We start from the raw sequence: 17,111 nt of genomic DNA, 5'->3' as shown, positions 1-17,111 counted from the left end.
GCGGGGACCGTATCAGCCGCAGATGTTCTGCAGCTGCACCCAGTCGCGGTCGTTCAGCACCGGCTCCAGTTCGCGGCCGGCCATCGGGTCGGCCTCGATCAGCCCCAGCACCGTCTCGCCGGTGATGTCCAGCGCATAGGCATAGGGGGAAGAAGGCAGGGCGGCGCGGGCAAACTCCGCCAGAAGCACCTCATCAGGCAGCTGGGGCCGGGGGCTTGAGAGGGTGGCCTCGGAATAGGCATCCAGTGCCGCCCGGTCCAGCTCGCCTGTGGTCAGCAGCTTGAATGTGGCGCGGAAACCGCCGGCCTCCAGCAGTTCCTGCATCGGGTCGCTGGCCTCTGCCCGGGCGCGTTCGGCAAGGACTGCGCCTGCGGCAACTGCCGGATCCTCGAAATCCTCGACGAAGGAGCGGTTCAAAAGCACGATACCGCCGGGCAGATGCAGGCTGCCGGGAATGCCGGAGCGCAGGATCGCCAGCTGCCGAACGCCGGTGCGCTGTGCCAGCGCTTTCAGGATCGGTACGGCTTCCGGTGTGGCGCAGGCGGGGCCGGAGACCCGCTCAATGCGGCCCAAGAGCGCCTGTCCGATGGCCTTGCGCTTGATGTCGGGCACCACGCCGACCGCATGGCGCGTCACGGCCCCGGGCAGCCAAAGAACCAGCAGCGCCAGCACCAGTGCCAGGGTGCCCAGGATACTGACCGCCCGCAGCCGCCCGGGCCGCGCGCGCGACCGCCCGATCGCATTCTGCACCCTGGCGATGGCCTCCAGCATAGCGGTTTCGTCCTCCGCCAGTTCCAGCGTCTCTCCAGGGTCGCCGTCCGGGTGGAACAGGGCCGGGAACTCACCCGGATTGGCGCGCTCCACGGCCGCCAGCGACCAATGCGCCAGCGGCAAATCGTTCATGCTGGCAATGGTCAGTGTTGCGTCCCCCAGCGAGATGATCACATCCCGCCGCTGCGCCTCAGGATCCGCGCGCCACAGGCCCGCAGCCTCCAGCCGCTCAAATTCCTTCAATGCCGTCATGCAGCTTGCCCGGTCCCCATCCGTCTCGTTGCTGCCAGAATAAGCGCATAAAACAGGGGCGGCAATTTGCTTTGCCGCCTCAGAATGCTGTTTCGCCGTGAAAAATCACAAGGACTTGGCGATTTTCCTCAGTTCGAACTTCTGGATCTTGCCGGTTGAGGTCTTGGGCAGCTCCTGGAACACCACTTTCTTCGGCGCCTTGAAGCCGGCCAGTGTCTCGCGGGTGAAGGCGATCAGCGCCGCGGCGTCTTCCTTGGCGCCCGGTTTCAGCTCGACAAAGGCGCAAGGCACTTCGCCCCATTTCTCGTCCGGCATTGCCGCAACTGCGGCCAGCAACACATCGGGATGCGCCATCAGCACGCCCTCCACCTCGACAGAGGAGATGTTTTCGCCACCGGAGATAATGATGTCTTTGGCCCGGTCGGCGATCTGGATGTAGCCGTCCGGGTGCTGCACCGCCAGATCGCCGGAGTTGAAGTAACCGCCCTTGAACGCCTCCGCAGTGGCCTCCGGGTTCTTGAGATACCCTTTCATCACCACATTGCCGCGCAGGGCGATCTCACCCTGACTCTGGCCGTCCATCGGCAGCACATTGTGCTCGCTGTCGCGTACCACAACCGGCTCCAGCATCGGCATGGCCACGCCTTGGCGGGATTTTTTAGCCGCAATGCCAGCCTTGTCCAGCGTGTCCCAGTCCTCTGCCTTCCAATAGCATTCAGTGACATGGCCGAAGGTCTCGGTCAGCCCATAGACATGGGTGATGTTGAAGCCGAGGTTTTCGATTTTCGACAGCGTCGCAGGGGCAGGCGGGGCCCCGGCGGTGAAGACCTCCACCGTGTGATCAAAGGTGCGGCGCTCCTCGTCCAGCGCGTTGACGATCATGTTCAGCACAATCGGCGCGCCGCCGAAATGGGTGACGCCTTCGTAATGGATGGCGTTGTAGATGTTTTGCGCGGTGATATCGCGGCAGCAGACCAGGGTGCCGCCAACCAGCGGCATCATCCAGGTGTGATTCCAGCCGTTGCAGTGGAACAGCGGCACGATGGTCAGATAGACCGGGTGCAGCACCATCCGCCAGGACACCACCGTGCCCATGGTCATCAGGTAGGCGCCGCGGTGGTGATAGACCACGCCCTTGGGCCGCCCGGTGGTGCCGGAGGTATAGTTCAGCGCCAGGCTTTCCCACTCGTCCTCGGGCATGATCCACTGGAAGTCCGGATCGCCGCTGGCCAGCAGCGCCTCGTATTCCATGTGGCGGCCGGTGGCGTGCCAGCTGGCCTGATCATCAGCCACTTCAATCAGCACCGGGGCCGGGCCGTCCATCTCTTCGACGGCGGCCTCTGCCAGCTCAATGAACTGGGGATCGACCAGCACCGCCTTGGCCTCGCCATGGGCAAAGATATAGGCAACTGTGCCGACATCCAGACGGGTGTTGATGGTGTTCAGCACCGCACCGCAAGCGGGCACGCCGAAATGCGCCTCCGCTTGGGCCGGAATATTCGGCAACAGGGTGGCCACCACATCGCCGGGCTTCACCCCCAGCTTGACGAGGCCGGACGCCAGGCGGGTGCAGCGCTCGTGGTATTCGGCGTAACTCTTGCGGTGCTTGCCATAGCTGACCGCCAGACGGTCCGGAAAGACCTGCGCCGCACGTTGCAGATGCGACAGCGGCGACAGCGGCACATAATTCGCGGCGGTCTTTTCCAGACCGGTTTCATCCGCCATCCACCCCATCAGTTTCCTCCCCTGAATCACTTTGGTGTCGCTTAGAGGATAGATATTGCGGAAAGTTGCGGGCAATGGGAAGGGTATGAAACAAACAGCCGCACTCTCCGCCCCGGGCACCAGCCAGGCCGCAGCCGCGCAGTCGATGCTGGCGGCAATGCTGATTATCGGCATCACCGACAACGCCGTGCCGCTGATGGCAGAGACCATCGGGCTGGGCCAGTTCTACCTGTTGCGCACATTTGTCGCACTGCCGTTCCTGTGGCTGATGGCGCGCGCCGGACTGGGCGGGCTGCGCTGCCGCAACTTCGGCGCTGTACTGCTGCGTGCGGTGCTGGTGGCGGTGTCGATGGTGTTCTATTTCACCGCAGTCGCACTGATGCCGATTGCCCAGGCGCTGGCCGGGCTGTTCACCTCGCCGATCCTGATCGTGGTGATTTCCGTTCTGTTCCTCAGAATGCGGATCGGCTGGATCCGGGTCGGCGCGGTTCTGGGCGGTTTTGCCGGTGTGCTGATGGTGCTTCAGCTGGATCCGGTTGCCTTCAACTTGCTGATTCTGGTGCCGGTGGCGGGCGGGCTGTTCTATGCGCTCGGCTCACTGGCAACCGGGCTTTACTGCCAGGGTGAAAGCACGGTGGCGATGCTGTTCATCTACCTGCTGGTGCAGGGTGTGCTTGGCGCCCTGCTGCTTGCGGGGCTGGAGATCTGGCCGCAGGACGTGCCCGCGGGTGCGGACGGTTTTGCGGTCCGCGGCTGGGTCTGGCCGCTGTGGGACATAGCCCACCTGATCCTGCTGCAGGGCTGTGCGGCGGTGGGCGGCGTGTTCCTGATCACCAAGGCCTACCAGCTGGGCGAGGCATCGTATGTCGCCGTGTTTGAATATTCGGTGATGATCGTCGGGCCGGGCGTTGCCTGGGCCTATTGGGGGCAGGCGCTGAACCTCTGGCAGATGATGGGCATAGGCCTGATCATCACGGCCGGTGCCACCATCGCGCTGCGTTCGAAGTGAAGGCAAGGGGCGCTGCCCCTCTTGGCCCTGCGGGGCCAATTCACCCCGGAGTATTTGCGCAAAGGTGAATGGGCTTTCGGGGCGCTCCACAGCAGGCGCAATTCCTTCGTTTCCATGTGCAGATCAATATCCTAGGGTCAGCACATGATCCTGTCCCAAGGCCGCGGCTACGTTTTCATCCACATCCCCAAAACCGGCGGCACCGCATTGGCGCTGGCGCTGGAGGCACGCGCCATGGCGGATGACATGATGCTGGGGGATACGCCCAAGGCACTGAAGCGCCGCCGCCGCCTGAAGGATGCTGAGGCACGCGGGCGGCTGTGGAAGCATTCGACCCTGGCCGATATTGAGGGGCTGGTGCCACAGGATACTCTGCGCGGTCTTTTTGCCTTCACGCTGGTGCGCAATCCCTGGGACCGCGCGGTCAGCTATTACCACTGGCTGCGGGAACAGCGCTTTGCGCATCCGGCCACCGGGCTGGCGAAAACCCTGGAATTCCGGGCCTTTGTGCAGCACCCGGAAATCATCGCGGCGTTCCGCGGCAGCCCGGCGTCCTCATACATGCGCCATGCGGACGGGGGCGTGCAGTGCCAGCTCTATATCCGGCTGGAGCATTTCGAGACAGACGCACAGCCGCTGTTTGATCACCTTGGGTTCCCGCTGGAGCTGCCCCTGGTGAACGAGAGCACCCGCCAGCGCGACTGGCGGGTCTGCTACGACGACGCCGCGGCGGAGGCTGTGGCCGGCGCCTGCGCACAGGATATCGCGCAATTTGAATACTCTTTTAACGATTCTCTCCTATCCAGATAGCGTGAAGCGCGCTGATTGCGCCTGGCCGGGACCTAATCCGGCAAAGGTTTGGCAAATTGGCGCAGTAACGTGAGCAATGTCCGTTTTTTGCCTTAGTTCCGTCCCATAAGTGGCAAGGAGCAAGGAAAAAAATCGGACCGGCCGGCGGGATTCCCACCGTGCGGCAGGAAAGGAAAGCGGATGCTGGACTGGCTTCTGAAACGCACCAGCACCCCGGCAGGCGGGGTCATGAACAGCGGCTTTCCCCTGGTTCCGGCGGGCCAGGGCGGCTTTCTGGCAGGCACCCATGTGGCCTCCAACCTGGGCTGGCGCCCGGTGGAGGCGCTGGCGCCCGGTGACAAGGTTCTGACCTTTGATCACGGCATGCAAACCGTGGTGGAACTGCAGCGGGAGATCATGATCCCGGCAGAGGGTGACCTGGACCCTGCCCGCTGCCCGCTGTTCGTGCCGCGCGATGCGCTGATGAACCGGGTGCCGATGTGGCTGATGCCGGATCAGGGGGTGCTGCTGGAAAGCGAACTGGTGGAGGATGCCCAAGGCGATCCCTTTGCCATCGTTCCAGCCTGCACGCTGGAAGGTTACGGCGGCATCCGCCGCATGCACCCGGGCGCCCAGCTGGAACTGGTGATGCCGCGGTTTGCAGAGGATCAGGTGATCTATCTGGAGGCCGGGATGCTGGGATATGCAGCGGCGCCGGCAAATCTGATGTGCGGCCGGATATTTGCGGAGCAGGGCGCCTACCGTGTTCTGGATCCAAATGAAGCCCGCGGCCTGGTTCTGGCGATGATGGCTGAAGACGCGTTCTGGCCCGCAGGCTCTGCGGCCGGTGCTGAACAGCCCGGCATCTTCATGTAAGCGTCAGCCTTCAACGCACTGACCTGAAATGAAAAAGGCCGGCGAATGGGCGCCGGCCTTTTTCCGTTATGGGGAGCAGATTCAGGCGGCTGCGGACGTTTCCGGTGCAAAGCGGGTGTAGAAGCTTTGACCCTTCTCCGCCATCTCCCGCAGCAGTGCCGGGCAGGCGAAGCGCGCGCCGAACTGCTCCGTCAGGCTGTCGCAGCGCTCAGCCGCATAAGGCGTGCCGAGGATGTCCAGCCAGCTCAGCGGGCCGCCGGACCACGGCGCAAAGCCCCAGGCCAGGATGGCGCCCACATCGCCCTCGCGGATGTCCATCAGCACGCCTTCCTCCAGCGCCCTCACCGCCTCAAGCACCTGCGCGAACATCAGCCGCTCCTGCACCTCGATCAGATCGGGCTGCTCGTCCGCCAGCGGATACTTCTCCTGCAAGCCCTTCCAGTATTCGACGCGCTTGCCCTTGTCGTCATACTCGAAGAAGCCCGCGTTCGACTTGCGGCCCAGACGGCCCTGTTCCTCCATCCAGAAGATCAGGTCATCCGCCGGGCTTTCCGGATAGGCATCGCCCATCGCCGCCTTGGTGGCGCGGGCAATCTTGGCGCCAAGATCAATCGACGTCTCATCGGTCAGCTGCACCGGCCCCACCGGGAAGCCCAGCTGGCGTGCTGCGTTGTCGATCAGCACCGGCGAGACGCCCTCGGTGATCATCCGCAGACCCTCGTTGATGTAGGGCAGGATGCAGCGGTTGGCGTAGAAGAAGCGCGCGTCATTGACCACGATCGGCGTCTTGCGGATCTGGCGCACGTAATCCAGCGCCTTGGCCACCGCGCGGTCGCCGGTCTCCTTGCCCTTGATGATCTCTACCAGGAACATCTTCTCAACCGGTGAGAAGAAGTGAATGCCGATGAACTGCTCCGGGCGGCTGGAGGCCTTGGCCAGCTCACTGATCGGCAGGGTGGAGGTGTTGGAGGCAAAGATGCAGTCTTCGGGAATGATTGCCTCGACCTTCCGGGTCATCTCGGCCTTGACGCCCGGATCCTCGAACACCGCCTCGATGATCAGGTCGCAGCCCTTCAGCGCGTCCAGATCAGGCGTTGCGGTGATCTGCGCCAGCAGCGCCTCTTTCTTCTCCTCGGTCGCCTTGCCGCGTTTGATGCCCTGATCCATGTAGTTGGCGGAATAGGCCTTGCCCTTGTCCGCAGCCTCCTGATCACGGTCGATCAGCACCACCTCCATGCCGGCCTGAGCCGAGACCAGCGCGATGCCCGCGCCCATCATGCCCGCGCCCAGAACGCCGATTTTCTTCACCGACTGATCCGGCACATCCTTGGGCCGCACGGCGCCTTTCTCCAGCGCCTGCTTGTTCAGGAACAGGCTGCGGATCATCGCGGAGGACGAGGGGTTCATCAGCACGTTGGTGAACCAGCGCGCCTCGATCTTCAGCGCGGTGTCGAAATCGACCAGCGCGCCCTCATAGATCGAGGACAGCAGCGCCTTGGCCGCCGGGAAGGCGCCCTGGGTCTTGCCGTGCACCATGGCGGAGGCACCAACAAAGGTCATGAAGCCCGCCGGGTGATAGGGCGCGCCGCCCGGCATTTTGTAGCCCTTGGCATCCCAGGGCTTCACCAGATCTGCGTCCTTGGCGTTCAGCACCCATTCCTTGGCCGCTGCCAGCGCATCATCGGCCACCGCGTCGATCAGCTGGGCGCCCTTGGCTTTCTTCGGGTCCATCATCTTGCCTTCCAGCAGGACCGGGGCCGCCGCCATCGCACCCACCATGCGGGAATACCGCGTGGTGCCGCCGCCGCCGGGGAAGATGCCGATCATGATCTCCGGCAGGCCGATCCTGGCTTTCGGGTTCGATGTCATCACCCGGTGATGGCAGGCCAGGGCAATCTCGGTGCCGATGCCGGCGCAGGTGCCGTTGATGGCGCAGGCCACCGGCTTGCCGCCCTTCATGGTCTTCGGGTCCATCCCCGCCAGTTCCAGCTTGCGCAGGATGCGGTGGCCGCCCATGGTGAAATCGAACAGGCCCTGGGCCGGGTTCTCCCCCGATTCCTCGCGGATGGTGGCCAGGACGTTCAGGTCCATGCCGCCGGCAAAGTCCTTCTTGCCGCTGGTGATCACGATGCCCTTGACACCCTCGTCCTCCAGCGCCCGGTCCACGTATTCCTCCACCAGGCCAAAGGCCTCGCGGGTGAGGACGTTCATGCTCTTGCCCTCGGCGTCCCAGGTGATGATTGCGACGCCGTCTGCGTCCACGTCGTATTTGAAATCGCTCATGTGTCTTCTCCGGTCTGGTCAGCCGTCAGCGGGCTGCCGTCCTTGCGGGTAAAGGTGAACTCGCCGCTTGCGAATTTCACCATCATGTCCAAATCGCTGTAATAGCCGGTCTCGGTCGGGGTGCGGGTGCCCACCACCAGAAAGGCGGCAGGCTTGTCCGAACGGTTCACCAGATGGTGGCCGTTCTCCTCGCCCGCCGGAAAGGCGGCGCAGTCGCCGGGCATCATCTCATGCGCGCCCTGATCGTCGATCAGGGTGCAAGTGCCTTCGGTTACCATCACGAACTCGTCCTGCTCAATGTGGTAATGGCGCAGGGAGGAGGCTGCGCCGGGCTCCAGCCGCACGATGTTGACACCGAACTGGCTGAGCCCGCCAGGATCGCCCAGCGGCTGCACGCTGCGGCCCGCACAGGCCTCGGCCAGCTTGCCGGGGTAGCCCGATCCGGCCCGCCAGGGCAGTTGGGATAGGTCCAGCTTTGGCATCAGACGCGCTCGATGATGGTGGCGGCGCCCATGCCCGATGCGATGCACAGGGTGGCGAGGCCCATTTCCTTGTCCTGCCGCTCCAGCTCATCCAGCAGGGTGCCGATGATGATCGCCCCGGTGGCGCCCAGCGGGTGGCCCATGGCGATGGAGCCGCCGTTGACGTTGACCAGCTCGGGGTCCACATCGAACGCCTGCTGGAAGCGCAGCACGACAGAGGCAAAGGCCTCGTTCACCTCGAACAGGTCCAGGTCGCTGATTTTCATGCCGTTGTCAGCCAGGATCTTCTCGGTCACCGGCACCGGGCCGGTCAGCATGATGGTCGGATCGGTGCCGATCTTGGCGGTGGCCTTGATGCGCGCGCGGGGTTTCAGCCCGTGACGCTCACCAAACTCCTTGTTGCCGATCAAGAGCGCCGCAGCGCCGTCGACGATGCCGGAGGAATTGCCCGCGTGGTGGATATGGTTGATCCGCTCCAGATGCGGGTATTTCAGCATCGCCACCTTGTCAAAGCCCGGCATCTGCTCGCCCATCATCTGGAAGGCCGGGTTCAGCGACCCCAGCGCCTGCATGTCGGTGCCGGGGCGCATGTATTCGTCATGGGCGAGGATCGGTAGGCCGTTCTGGTCGGTGACGGTGATGACGGATTTGTCAAACCGCTTCTCTTCCCAGGCCTTGGCAGCCCGGCGCTGGCTCTCCATCGCCAAAGCGTCGGCCTGATCGCGGGTAAAGCCGTACTCTGTGGCGATGATGTCGGCCGAGATGCCCTGCGGCACGAAATAGGTGTCCATCGCCAGCGAGGGATCAACCGCAATTGCCGCACCGTCCGACCCCATGGCCACCCGGCCCATCATCTCCACGCCGCCCGCGATATAGGCATCGCCCGCGCCGCCCTTCACCTGGTTTGCCGCCAGGTTCACCGCCTCCATGCCGGAGGCGCAGAAGCGGTTGATGGCGAGGCCCGGAATGCGCTCATCCAGATCGGAGGCCAGAACCGCGGAGCGCGCCAGGCAGCCGCCCTGTTCCATCACCTGGGTCACGTTGCCCCAGATCACGTCCTCAACCGCGTGGCCTTCCAGGTTGTTGCGCTCCTTGATTGCGTTCAGCGTCAGGGCGGAAAGGCGGACCGAGGTCACCTCATGCAAGGAGCCATCCTTGCGTCCCTTGCCGCGCGGGGTGCGCAGCGCGTCATAGATATATGCGTCTGTCATTGTGCTCTCCTCAGGCCCGGTCCGACGGGTTGCCGGGCATCAAGTCATAGGGGTGTTTCCAGCCGGGCAGGGCGCTGATGCGGTCCAGCCAGGCGTCGATATGGGGCCAGTCGGCCCGGTCGAAGCCAAAAGGCTCCGGGTAAAACAGGTAGCCGCAGCAGGTCAGATCGGCGTTGGTGAGACCATCGCCCACGATCCACTCGCGGCCCTGCAGATGGGTGTTTAACGTGGTGAAGGCGGCCTTGAGGCGGCCTTGCATAAAGGCAATCACCTCCTGCGGGCGCTTGTCCTCGGGGATGAAATTCATCAGGAAGCGGGTCATGCCGGCCTGGCTGGACAGTTTGTGGTTGTCCCACAGGACCCAGCGCAGGACTTCGTACTTGTCCTCCGGGCGGCCTGCGAACTTGCCGGTCTTGTCGCTGACATACTGCTGGATCACACCGGACTGCGACAGCCGCACATCTCCGTCCACCAGCACCGGCGCCTCCGCCATCACGTTGAGGCCGCGGTAGTCGTCACTGCGGTGCGCGCCGCCGAAGAAATCGACAAACACCGGCTCCCAGGCCAGGCCCGACAGCTCCAGCGCCAGCGCCGCCTTATAGGAATGGCCGCTTTCGCCGAAGCAATGCAGTTTGAGTGTCATATGGTGCTCCCTGTGTCTGCTGGCGGAGCGGGGGTTTCACACCCCCGCACCCCCGTGGAGTATTTTTGGAAAGATGATGGGGCATTAACCCGCGTCTGCGCGCGGCGTGCTACCTTGGTCTTGCGGCACAGGCTGGAGAGCCGATGGCCGTGAAAGGTGAAGACGTCCCTGCCCATTTGGCGAAGGCTTGGGGGCAGGGACACTGCCCTTGCTTCATCTTTCCCAAAATACTCAAAGTCCATCATCGGCCTCCCGCGGTGCCGCCGCGGCCCCTGCGGTTACAGCGACCGCGCAATCAGCTCCTTCATGATCTCATTGGTGCCGCCATAGATCCGCTGCACCCGGGCATCGGCCCACATCTCGCCCACCGCGTATTCCTGCATGTAGCCATAGCCGCCATGCAGCTGCAGGCATTCGTCCAGAACCTCGCCTTGCGTGTCGGTGATCCAGTATTTCGCCATCGCGGCCTTTTCGACGGTGAGCTTGCCATGCAGGTGTTCGGTGATGCATTCATCCAGGAAGGCGCGCGCGACCCTGGTCTTGGTCAGGCACTCGGCCAGCTTGAAGCGGGTGTTCTGGAACTGCGTCAGCGGCCCGCCAAAGGCCTCGCGCTCCTTGCAATAGGCCACCGTGCGCGCCACCGCGCCTTCCATCGCGCCCACCGCGCCGCAAGCAATGATCAGGCGCTCCTGCGGCAGCTGCTGCATCATCTGGTAGAATCCCTGGCCCTCAACCCCGCCCAGGATGTTCTCCGGCGGGATCTCCACATCGCTGAAGAACAGTTCGGACGTGTCCGCCGCATGGCAGCCGATCTTGTCGAGGTTGCGGCCGCGGCTGAAGCCCTCCGCGCCATCGGTTTCCACAGCCACCAGCGACACGCCCTTGGCCCCTTGGGCCGGGTCGGTCTTGGCCGCCACCAGGATCAGGTTGGCGTGCTGGCCATTGGTGATGAAGGTCTTCTGCCCCGACAGCCGGTAGGCATTGCCGTCCTTCACCGCCTTGGTCTTGATCGCCTGCACGTCGGAGCCAGTGGAGGGTTCGGTCATCGCCAGCGCGCCGACCAGTTCGCCGGTCACCATCTTCGGCAGCCAGCGCGCTTTCTGCTCCTCGGTGCCGTAGGCCAGGATGTAGTGGCCGACGATGCCGGAATGAATGCCATGGCCCCAGCTGGCCAGATTGGCGCGGCTGCCTTCCATCAGGATCACTGCCTCGTGGCCGAAGTCTCCGCCGGCGCCGCCGTATTGCTCGGGGATCGAGGGGAGCAGAAGGCCCAGCTCGCCGGCCTGGGTCCAGGTCTCCCGGTCCATCAGGCCCTGCTTGCGCCAGGTCTCGAACTTGGGGGCCCATTCGTTGGTGATGAACTGGGCCGTCATCTCCCCAAGCATCTGGTGCTCTTCCGTCATCCATGCGGAATGCGTGCTGGTCATCTTGCTCCCTTCGGCCCGTTTGCAGGCCTTATCTCTTGCGGGCCTCCAGCTCGGCGTTGAACAGCCGCAGCCGGTGGCTCAGGTTTTCGTAGTCCGTCACGCTGTCGAAGTTCTCGAACAGGAATGACAGCGCTTCTCCCTCATCCAGCCCCGCCTCATGGGCGAACCTTTTCAGCCTGCGGTAGCCGTCCTCCGTCATCGCGATCGGCAGGCGGCGGGTCAGGCGGAAACGTTTCGGCATCGTCGGGTCCTTTGCATGTCAAGGCACCGGCCGGGGCGGTATCAGGCGCCCCGCCAAGGGGCGCCCGAAGGCATCAGAAGGCGTCTGCGTCCAGCGCCATCACCGTGTCCGCACCGCTTTCGATGCGCGCCAGGTGCAGCTTGGTCGCGGGCAGCCGCCGTGCCATGTAGTACCGGCCGGTTGCAAGTTTCGTCTCATAGAACGCCGCGTCTTGCGTCCCGGCGTCAAGCGCTTCCTGCGCCGCCTTGCCCATCCGTGCCCACATCAGGCCCAGGCAGACCTGGCCGAACAGATGCATGAAGTCATAAGAGCCTGCCAGCGCATGGTTCGGGTTCTTCATGCCATTTTGCATGAAGAACATGCCGGCCGCCTGCAGATCCTTGGAGGCCGCTTGCAGGGGCTTGATGAAGTCCTTGGTGAAAGCCTCTGAAATCTCTTTGTTTTCCTGGCAGAAAGTTTTCACCATATCAAAGAAGGCCAGGACGTATTTGCCGCCGTGCTGGCCCAGCTTGCGGCCCACCAGGTCCAGCGCCTGCACGCCGTTGGCGCCCTCGTAGATCATTGCGATACGGGCGTCGCGGGTGTATTGCGACATGCCCCATTCCTCGATGTAGCCGTGGCCGCCATAGACCTGCTGCGCCAGCACGGTCATGTCATAGCCCTGGTCCGTCAGGAAGCCCTTGATCACCGGGGTCATCAGCGAGATCAGACCGTCCGCATCCTTGTCACCGGCGCGGTGCGCCTGGTCGATCAGGGTGGCGCCCCACAGAAGGAACGCGCGCGCGCCTTCGGCAAAGCTTTTCTGGTCCATCAGCGAGCGGCGGATGTCCGGGTGCACGATCAGCGGGTCCGCCGGGCCGTCCGGGTTCTTGGCGCCGGTCACGTCGCGGCCCTGCAGCCGGTCCTTGGCATATTCGACAGCGTTCTGATAGGCGGCCTCGGCCTGCGCCAGACCCTGCATGCCGACGCCCAGCCGGGCCTCGTTCATCATGGTGAACATGGCGCGCATGCCCTTGTGCTCCTCACCCAGCAGCCAGCCGGTCGCGCCGTCATAGTTCATCACGCAGGTGGAGTTGCCGTGGATGCCCATCTTCTCTTCGATCTTGCCGACGGAGACGCCGTTGCGCTCGCCCAGCGATCCGTCTTCGTTCACCAGGAACTTGGGCACGATGAACAGGCTGACGCCCTTGATGCCCTCGGGGCCGCCGGGGATCTTGGCCAGCACCAGATGCACGATATTCTCGGCCATGTCGTGATCGCCGGAGGAGATGAAGATCTTCTGCCCGGAAATCCTGAAGCTGCCGTCCCCCTGCGGTTCCGCCTTGGTGCGCATCAGGCCCAGGTCAGTGCCGCAATGCGGCTCGGTCAGGTTCATGGTGCCAGTCCACTGGCAGCTGATCATGTTGGGCAGATAGGTTGCCTTCTGCTCATCGGTGCCATGCGCCAGGATGGCCGAGGCCGCGCCATGGGTCAGGCCCTGGTACATGGTAAAAGCCTGGTTCGCGGCGGAGAAGAACTCGCCCACCGCGGTGCCCATCACATAAGGCATGTTCTGGCCGCCGAATTCCTCCGGCATGTCGAGCCCGGTCCAGCCGCCTTCCTTCACCTGCTCAAAGGCTTCCAGGAACCCCTTGGGGGTGTAGACCACGCCGTTCTCCAGGCGGCAGCCCTCCTGATCGCCCACTGTGTTCAGCGGGTGCAGCACTTCGCTGGCGATCTTGCCCGCCTCTTCCAGCACGGCGCCGGTGAAGTCCGGTTCCAGCTCATTATATCCGGGGATGTCCTGGCCGGAGACCTTCAGCACGTCGTGCAGGATGAACTGGGCGTCTTTGGCGGGGGCTCGATAGGAAGGCATTGCGGTCCTCTTCAGGGTCTTGGTGATCGTGGTCAATGCCGGACAGGCCGGCGGGAAAGGGCGGGGCGGCAGCGGCCTATTCGGCCGCCTCCTGCTTGGCCTTCATCGAGGCGATCATCTTCTCGCCCCAGGCCAGCTGGTCCTTCAGGTCCTCGATTGCCTCGGTCAGCTCCTCGCGCTGGCGCTCCATATCGGCGAGCCGGTCACGCGCGACCTCATAGGTCTTGGTGAGCTGGGTCACCTGCTGGTCGCCGACGTGGTACAGCTCCAGCAGCTGGCGGATTTCCTCCAGGCTGAACCCGAAACGCTTGCCGCGCAGGATCAGCTTCAGCCGGGCGCGGTCGCGTTTGGTGAACAGCCGCTTCTGGCCGTCGCGGATCGGGAACAGCAGTTCCTTGGCTTCGTAGAACCGGAGCGTGCGGGGCGTCACGTCAAAGGCCTCGCACATCTCGCGGATGGTCATGGTTTCTTCGGTCATCGTCGTCACTCTTACGGCTTGGTGCAGGACCAAGCTGTGCGCAGTTCGGATTTCGATCAAGACTGACTTTACGTTTACGTAAGTTGTACGTTGCGTCACTTTCTCCGGTGTTACTGGTTCGCAAAACGCACATAAAGTGACGTAACGTTACCGGTCAGCCATTTGCCTGCCAGCGGGTTTCAGCAACGCATTTTGCCCGGAACGGGACGAATCCGGTTGCCGGTTGAGCCAAAGAAAAACCCCGCCACGGGGGGCGGGGTTTCGTGTCAGATAGGTAGGCGCGCCCTACTTCAGCAGCGCCCTTGTGCTTTCGCGCAGCTCGCTCAGCTCATCAATCGCCTCATTGATCTGCTCGCGCTGCTTTTCCAGCTCCACCAATTGCCGGTCGGCCATTTCCATGAAGGCGTGGTTCTGGGCGTCGTTGCCCTCTTTCTCATAGATCAGCAGCCACTGGCGGATCTCTTCCAGCTGAAAGCCGAACTTGCGCCCGCGCAGGATCAGCTTCATCCGCGCGCGTTCCCGCGCGCCATAAAAACGCGACCGGCCTTCGCGGTCCGGCTGCAGCAATTCGATGTATTCATAGTAGCGCAGCGTCCGCGGCGTGACCTCGAACTCGGCGCACATTTCCTTGAATGACAATCTTTTGTCGGTCATCCGTCGTCTCCCTTGCCGGGAACCTATGCACTTGCAGCGAACAGTGCAACCTCCGCGGCGGCACACTTGCGCTTTCACCGGGGCAGGGCCAAAGATGGGGCAGAGAATTCAAAGGATACTCCCATGGCCGACAAGACCGACCTCGCGCGCCAGTTCATCGAAGCGATTCCGCACGCCAAGCAATTGGGAATGAAGCTGACAGAGATCGGTGACGGCACCGCCGAGATCCGCATGGCCTATGACAAGAAGCTGATCGGCGATCCCGCCACCGGGGTCATCCATGGCGGTGCGGTCTCAGCCCTGATGGACACATGCTGCGGCGCAGCGGTGATGAGCCACCCGTCCGCCCCCGGCGGCACCGCCACCATCGACCTGCGCATTGACTACATGCGGCCCGCGACACCGGGGCAGGCGATCACCACCCGCGCCACCTGCCACCACATCACCCGCACTGTTGCCTTTGTCCGCGCTGTCGCGATGGACGAGGACACGGACCGCCCCGTCGCCACCGCCTCCGGTGCCTTTACCGTGGAGAAGAAGTTTTGAGCCGCCCCCGTCCCGAACCGATCCAGGTGGTCAAGCAGCGCCGCGATGCAGCCCTGTCGGCGCTGGTGGATTCAGTGCCCTACATCCGTTTTCTGAACGTCACCTTTGAGCGCCGCGGCGATGAGCTGACGGCGGTGCTGAATTTCGACGACAAGCTGATCGGCAACCCGTTCCTGCCTGCGATCCACGGCGGGGTGACGGCAGCCTTTCTGGAAATCACCGCGATGATCACGCTCAACTGGTCGCACCTGTGGCAGCGCATCGAAAACGGCGACCTGGACCCGGCGGAAATGGCCAAGGGCAACCTGCCGCGCCAGCCCAAGACCATCGACTTCACCGTCGATTACCTGCGCTCCGGCTTGCCGCGCGATGCCTATGCCCGCGCCCGCGTGAACCGTTCGGGGCGCCGCTATGCCTCGGTGCATGTGGAGGCCTGGCAGGACCACAAGGACAAGCTGTTTGCACAGGCCACCGGCCATTTCCTGATGCCGCAGGACCAGAACGGCGAAGGCTGACCGGATGACCAGCGCGGACACGGAGATCACCCATAAACGGGTGCTCAGCATCGCATTGCCGATTGTTCTGTCGAACGCCACGGTTCCCATCCTGGGCGCCGTGGACACCGGCGTGGTCGGCCAGATGGGTGAGGCCGCGCCAATTGGCGCGGTGGGCATCGGCGCGGTCATCCTAGCGACGATCTACTGGATCTTCGGATTCCTGCGCATGGGCACCACTGGTTTGGCCGCGCAGGCGCGCGGGGCCGGGGACTGGGGGGAAACCGGCGCGCTTCTGATGCGCGGGCTGCTCCTGGCCTTTGCCGCTGGTGCTGTCTTCATCATCGCGCAAGGCGCCGTGTTCTGGGGCGCCTTTGCGCTGGCGCCCGCCAGTGCCGAGGTCGAAAGCCTCGCCCGCGATTACCTGCAGATCCGCATCTGGGGCGCCCCGGCCACCATTGCACTATATGCCGTGACCGGCTGGCTGATCGCGGTGGAGCGCACCCGCGGCGTGTTCCTGCTGCAGGTCTGGATGAACGGGTTGAACATCGTGCTGGACCTGTGGTTCGTGCTGGGCCTCGGCTGGGGCGTGGAGGGCGTTGCCATCGCCACGCTGATTGCCGAATGGAGCGGCCTGGCGCTGGGGCTGTACCTGTGCCGCGATGCCTTTGCCGGCGACCAGTGGCGCGACTGGGCGCGGGTGTTTGATCCGGCGCGGCTGAAACGGATGATGCAGGTGAACGGCGACATCATGGTGCGCTCGGTGCTGCTCACCGGGTCCTTCACCACCTTCCTGTTCATCGGCTCCGGCATTGGCGATGTGAACCTCGCCGCTAACCAGATCCTGCTGCAATTTGTCGAGATCACCGCCTTTGCGCTGGATGGCTTTGCCTTCTCGGCTGAGGCGCTGGTGGGCAGCGCCGTCGGCGCCAAGGCGCGGCAGCGGCTGCGCCGGGCTGCCGTGGTGACGTCGCAATGGGGCGCCGGCGGCGCGGTGCTGCTGGGCATCGCCTATGCTGCCGGAGGGCCATGGCTGATTGACCTGATGTCGACCTCACCCGAGGTGCGGGAGGCAGGCCGGGTGTTCCTCATTTGGGCGGTAATCATGCCTGTTCTGGGGATCGCCAGTTGGATGTTCGATGGCATCTTCATCGGTGCCACCTGGACCCGCGACATGCGATGGGCGATGCTGCAATCGGTAGCCATCTACGTCGCAGCACTGCTGGTACTGGTTCCGGCCTTTGGCAATCACGGACTGTGGGCATCGCTGATTGTCCTGAACATTGCCCGCGGTGTGACGCTGGGCCTGCGCTACCCGCGGCTGGAGGCGCAGGTGGGCACTTGAGCCAGCCGGAATTCTGCGAGAATTCCGGCC

General features: G+C 63.9%; 17 protein-coding genes. 6 read left to right on the top strand and 11 right to left on the bottom strand.

Translation table 11 applies throughout. The features are described 5' to 3' along the window. Nucleotides 1-12: 12 nt before the first annotated feature. Nucleotides 13-1,023, bottom strand: coding sequence for a hypothetical protein (locus K3725_RS10405; RefSeq protein ID WP_260015278.1), 1,011 nt, complete (start codon nucleotides 1,021-1,023; stop codon nucleotides 13-15). A gap of 105 nt (nucleotides 1,024-1,128) precedes the next feature. Further along, a complete protein-coding gene (locus K3725_RS10400) occupies nucleotides 1,129-2,757 on the bottom strand; it encodes an AMP-binding protein (protein WP_260015277.1) in 1,629 nt (542 codons plus the stop codon). Nucleotides 2,758-2,833: 76 nt separating this feature from the next. On the opposite strand from K3725_RS10400, the gene K3725_RS10395 reads away from it, so the two are divergent. From K3725_RS10395 to K3725_RS10385, 3 genes are all read left to right on the top strand, one after another. Beyond that, a complete protein-coding gene (locus tag K3725_RS10395) occupies nucleotides 2,834-3,757 on the top strand; it encodes a DMT family transporter (RefSeq protein WP_260015276.1) in 924 nt (307 codons plus the stop codon). Between the two features lie 144 nt (nucleotides 3,758-3,901). Next, the gene (locus K3725_RS10390) at nucleotides 3,902-4,567 is read left to right on the top strand and encodes a sulfotransferase family protein (RefSeq protein ID WP_260015275.1); all 666 of its coding nucleotides are present in this window, start codon (nucleotides 3,902-3,904) and stop codon (nucleotides 4,565-4,567) included. A gap of 180 nt (nucleotides 4,568-4,747) precedes the next feature. Beyond that, a complete protein-coding gene (locus K3725_RS10385) occupies nucleotides 4,748-5,422 on the top strand; it encodes a Hint domain-containing protein (RefSeq protein ID WP_260015274.1) in 675 nt (224 codons plus the stop codon). An 81-nt stretch (nucleotides 5,423-5,503) separates the two neighbouring features. On the opposite strand, the gene K3725_RS10380 is transcribed toward K3725_RS10385, so the two are convergent. The 9 genes from K3725_RS10380 to K3725_RS10340 all read right to left on the bottom strand — a co-directional run bounded on the left by K3725_RS10380 (nucleotide 5,504) and on the right by K3725_RS10340 (nucleotide 14,696). Next, the gene (locus tag K3725_RS10380; protein ID WP_260015273.1) at nucleotides 5,504-7,705 is read right to left on the bottom strand and encodes a 3-hydroxyacyl-CoA dehydrogenase NAD-binding domain-containing protein; all 2,202 of its coding nucleotides are present in this window, start codon (nucleotides 7,703-7,705) and stop codon (nucleotides 5,504-5,506) included. Next, a complete protein-coding gene (locus K3725_RS10375) occupies nucleotides 7,702-8,187 on the bottom strand; it encodes a cupin domain-containing protein (protein ID WP_260015272.1) in 486 nt (161 codons plus the stop codon). Before K3725_RS10375 ends, K3725_RS10380 begins: the two co-directional genes overlap by 4 nt. Then, on the bottom strand, nucleotides 8,187-9,398 hold the full coding sequence (locus tag K3725_RS10370) for an acetyl-CoA C-acetyltransferase (RefSeq protein WP_260015271.1): 1,212 nt from the start codon (nucleotides 9,396-9,398) through the stop codon (nucleotides 8,187-8,189). The genes K3725_RS10375 and K3725_RS10370 overlap by 1 nt, the downstream gene beginning before the upstream one ends. Before the next feature lie 10 nt (nucleotides 9,399-9,408). Beyond that, nucleotides 9,409-10,041 carry a glutathione S-transferase family protein gene (locus K3725_RS10365; protein WP_260015270.1) on the bottom strand — a complete coding sequence of 211 codons (633 nt, stop codon included), beginning with the start codon at nucleotides 10,039-10,041 and terminating at the stop codon, nucleotides 9,409-9,411. Between the two features lie 278 nt (nucleotides 10,042-10,319). Continuing rightward, entirely contained in the window at nucleotides 10,320-11,468 is a 1,149-nt protein-coding gene (locus tag K3725_RS10360) for an acyl-CoA dehydrogenase family protein (protein ID WP_260015269.1), read from the bottom strand. Between the two features lie 28 nt (nucleotides 11,469-11,496). Then, on the bottom strand, nucleotides 11,497-11,709 hold the full coding sequence (locus K3725_RS10355; protein ID WP_260015268.1) for a hypothetical protein: 213 nt from the start codon (nucleotides 11,707-11,709) through the stop codon (nucleotides 11,497-11,499). Between the two features lie 73 nt (nucleotides 11,710-11,782). Continuing rightward, nucleotides 11,783-13,564 carry an acyl-CoA dehydrogenase C-terminal domain-containing protein gene (locus tag K3725_RS10350; RefSeq protein WP_260015267.1) on the bottom strand — a complete coding sequence of 594 codons (1,782 nt, stop codon included), beginning with the start codon at nucleotides 13,562-13,564 and terminating at the stop codon, nucleotides 11,783-11,785. Between the two features lie 76 nt (nucleotides 13,565-13,640). Continuing rightward, nucleotides 13,641-14,042, bottom strand: a complete 402-nt coding sequence (locus K3725_RS10345; RefSeq protein ID WP_029204772.1) for a MerR family DNA-binding transcriptional regulator — start codon at nucleotides 14,040-14,042, stop codon at nucleotides 13,641-13,643. Between the two features lie 285 nt (nucleotides 14,043-14,327). Then, entirely contained in the window at nucleotides 14,328-14,696 is a 369-nt protein-coding gene (locus tag K3725_RS10340; protein ID WP_260015265.1) for a MerR family DNA-binding transcriptional regulator, read from the bottom strand. A 123-nt stretch (nucleotides 14,697-14,819) separates the two neighbouring features. On the opposite strand from K3725_RS10340, the gene K3725_RS10335 reads away from it, so the two are divergent. The 3 genes from K3725_RS10335 to K3725_RS10325 are packed head-to-tail and all read left to right on the top strand — an operon-like array spanning nucleotide 14,820 to nucleotide 17,081. Then, entirely contained in the window at nucleotides 14,820-15,242 is a 423-nt protein-coding gene (locus K3725_RS10335; RefSeq protein WP_260015263.1) for a PaaI family thioesterase, read from the top strand. After that, complete coding sequence (locus tag K3725_RS10330; RefSeq protein WP_260015262.1) at nucleotides 15,239-15,757, top strand: PaaI family thioesterase; 519 nt, start codon at nucleotides 15,239-15,241, stop codon at nucleotides 15,755-15,757. The genes K3725_RS10335 and K3725_RS10330 overlap by 4 nt, the downstream gene beginning before the upstream one ends. Nucleotides 15,758-15,761: 4 nt before the next feature. Beyond that, nucleotides 15,762-17,081, top strand: coding sequence for an MATE family efflux transporter (locus K3725_RS10325; RefSeq protein WP_260015260.1), 1,320 nt, complete (start codon nucleotides 15,762-15,764; stop codon nucleotides 17,079-17,081). Nucleotides 17,082-17,111: the final 30 nt, after the last annotated feature.

The organism is Leisingera sp. S132, assembly GCF_025144465.1.
In the GTDB taxonomy this organism is placed as follows: Bacteria; Pseudomonadota; Alphaproteobacteria; order Rhodobacterales; family Rhodobacteraceae; genus Leisingera.
This window is presented reverse-complemented; position numbering and strand designations above follow the sequence as displayed.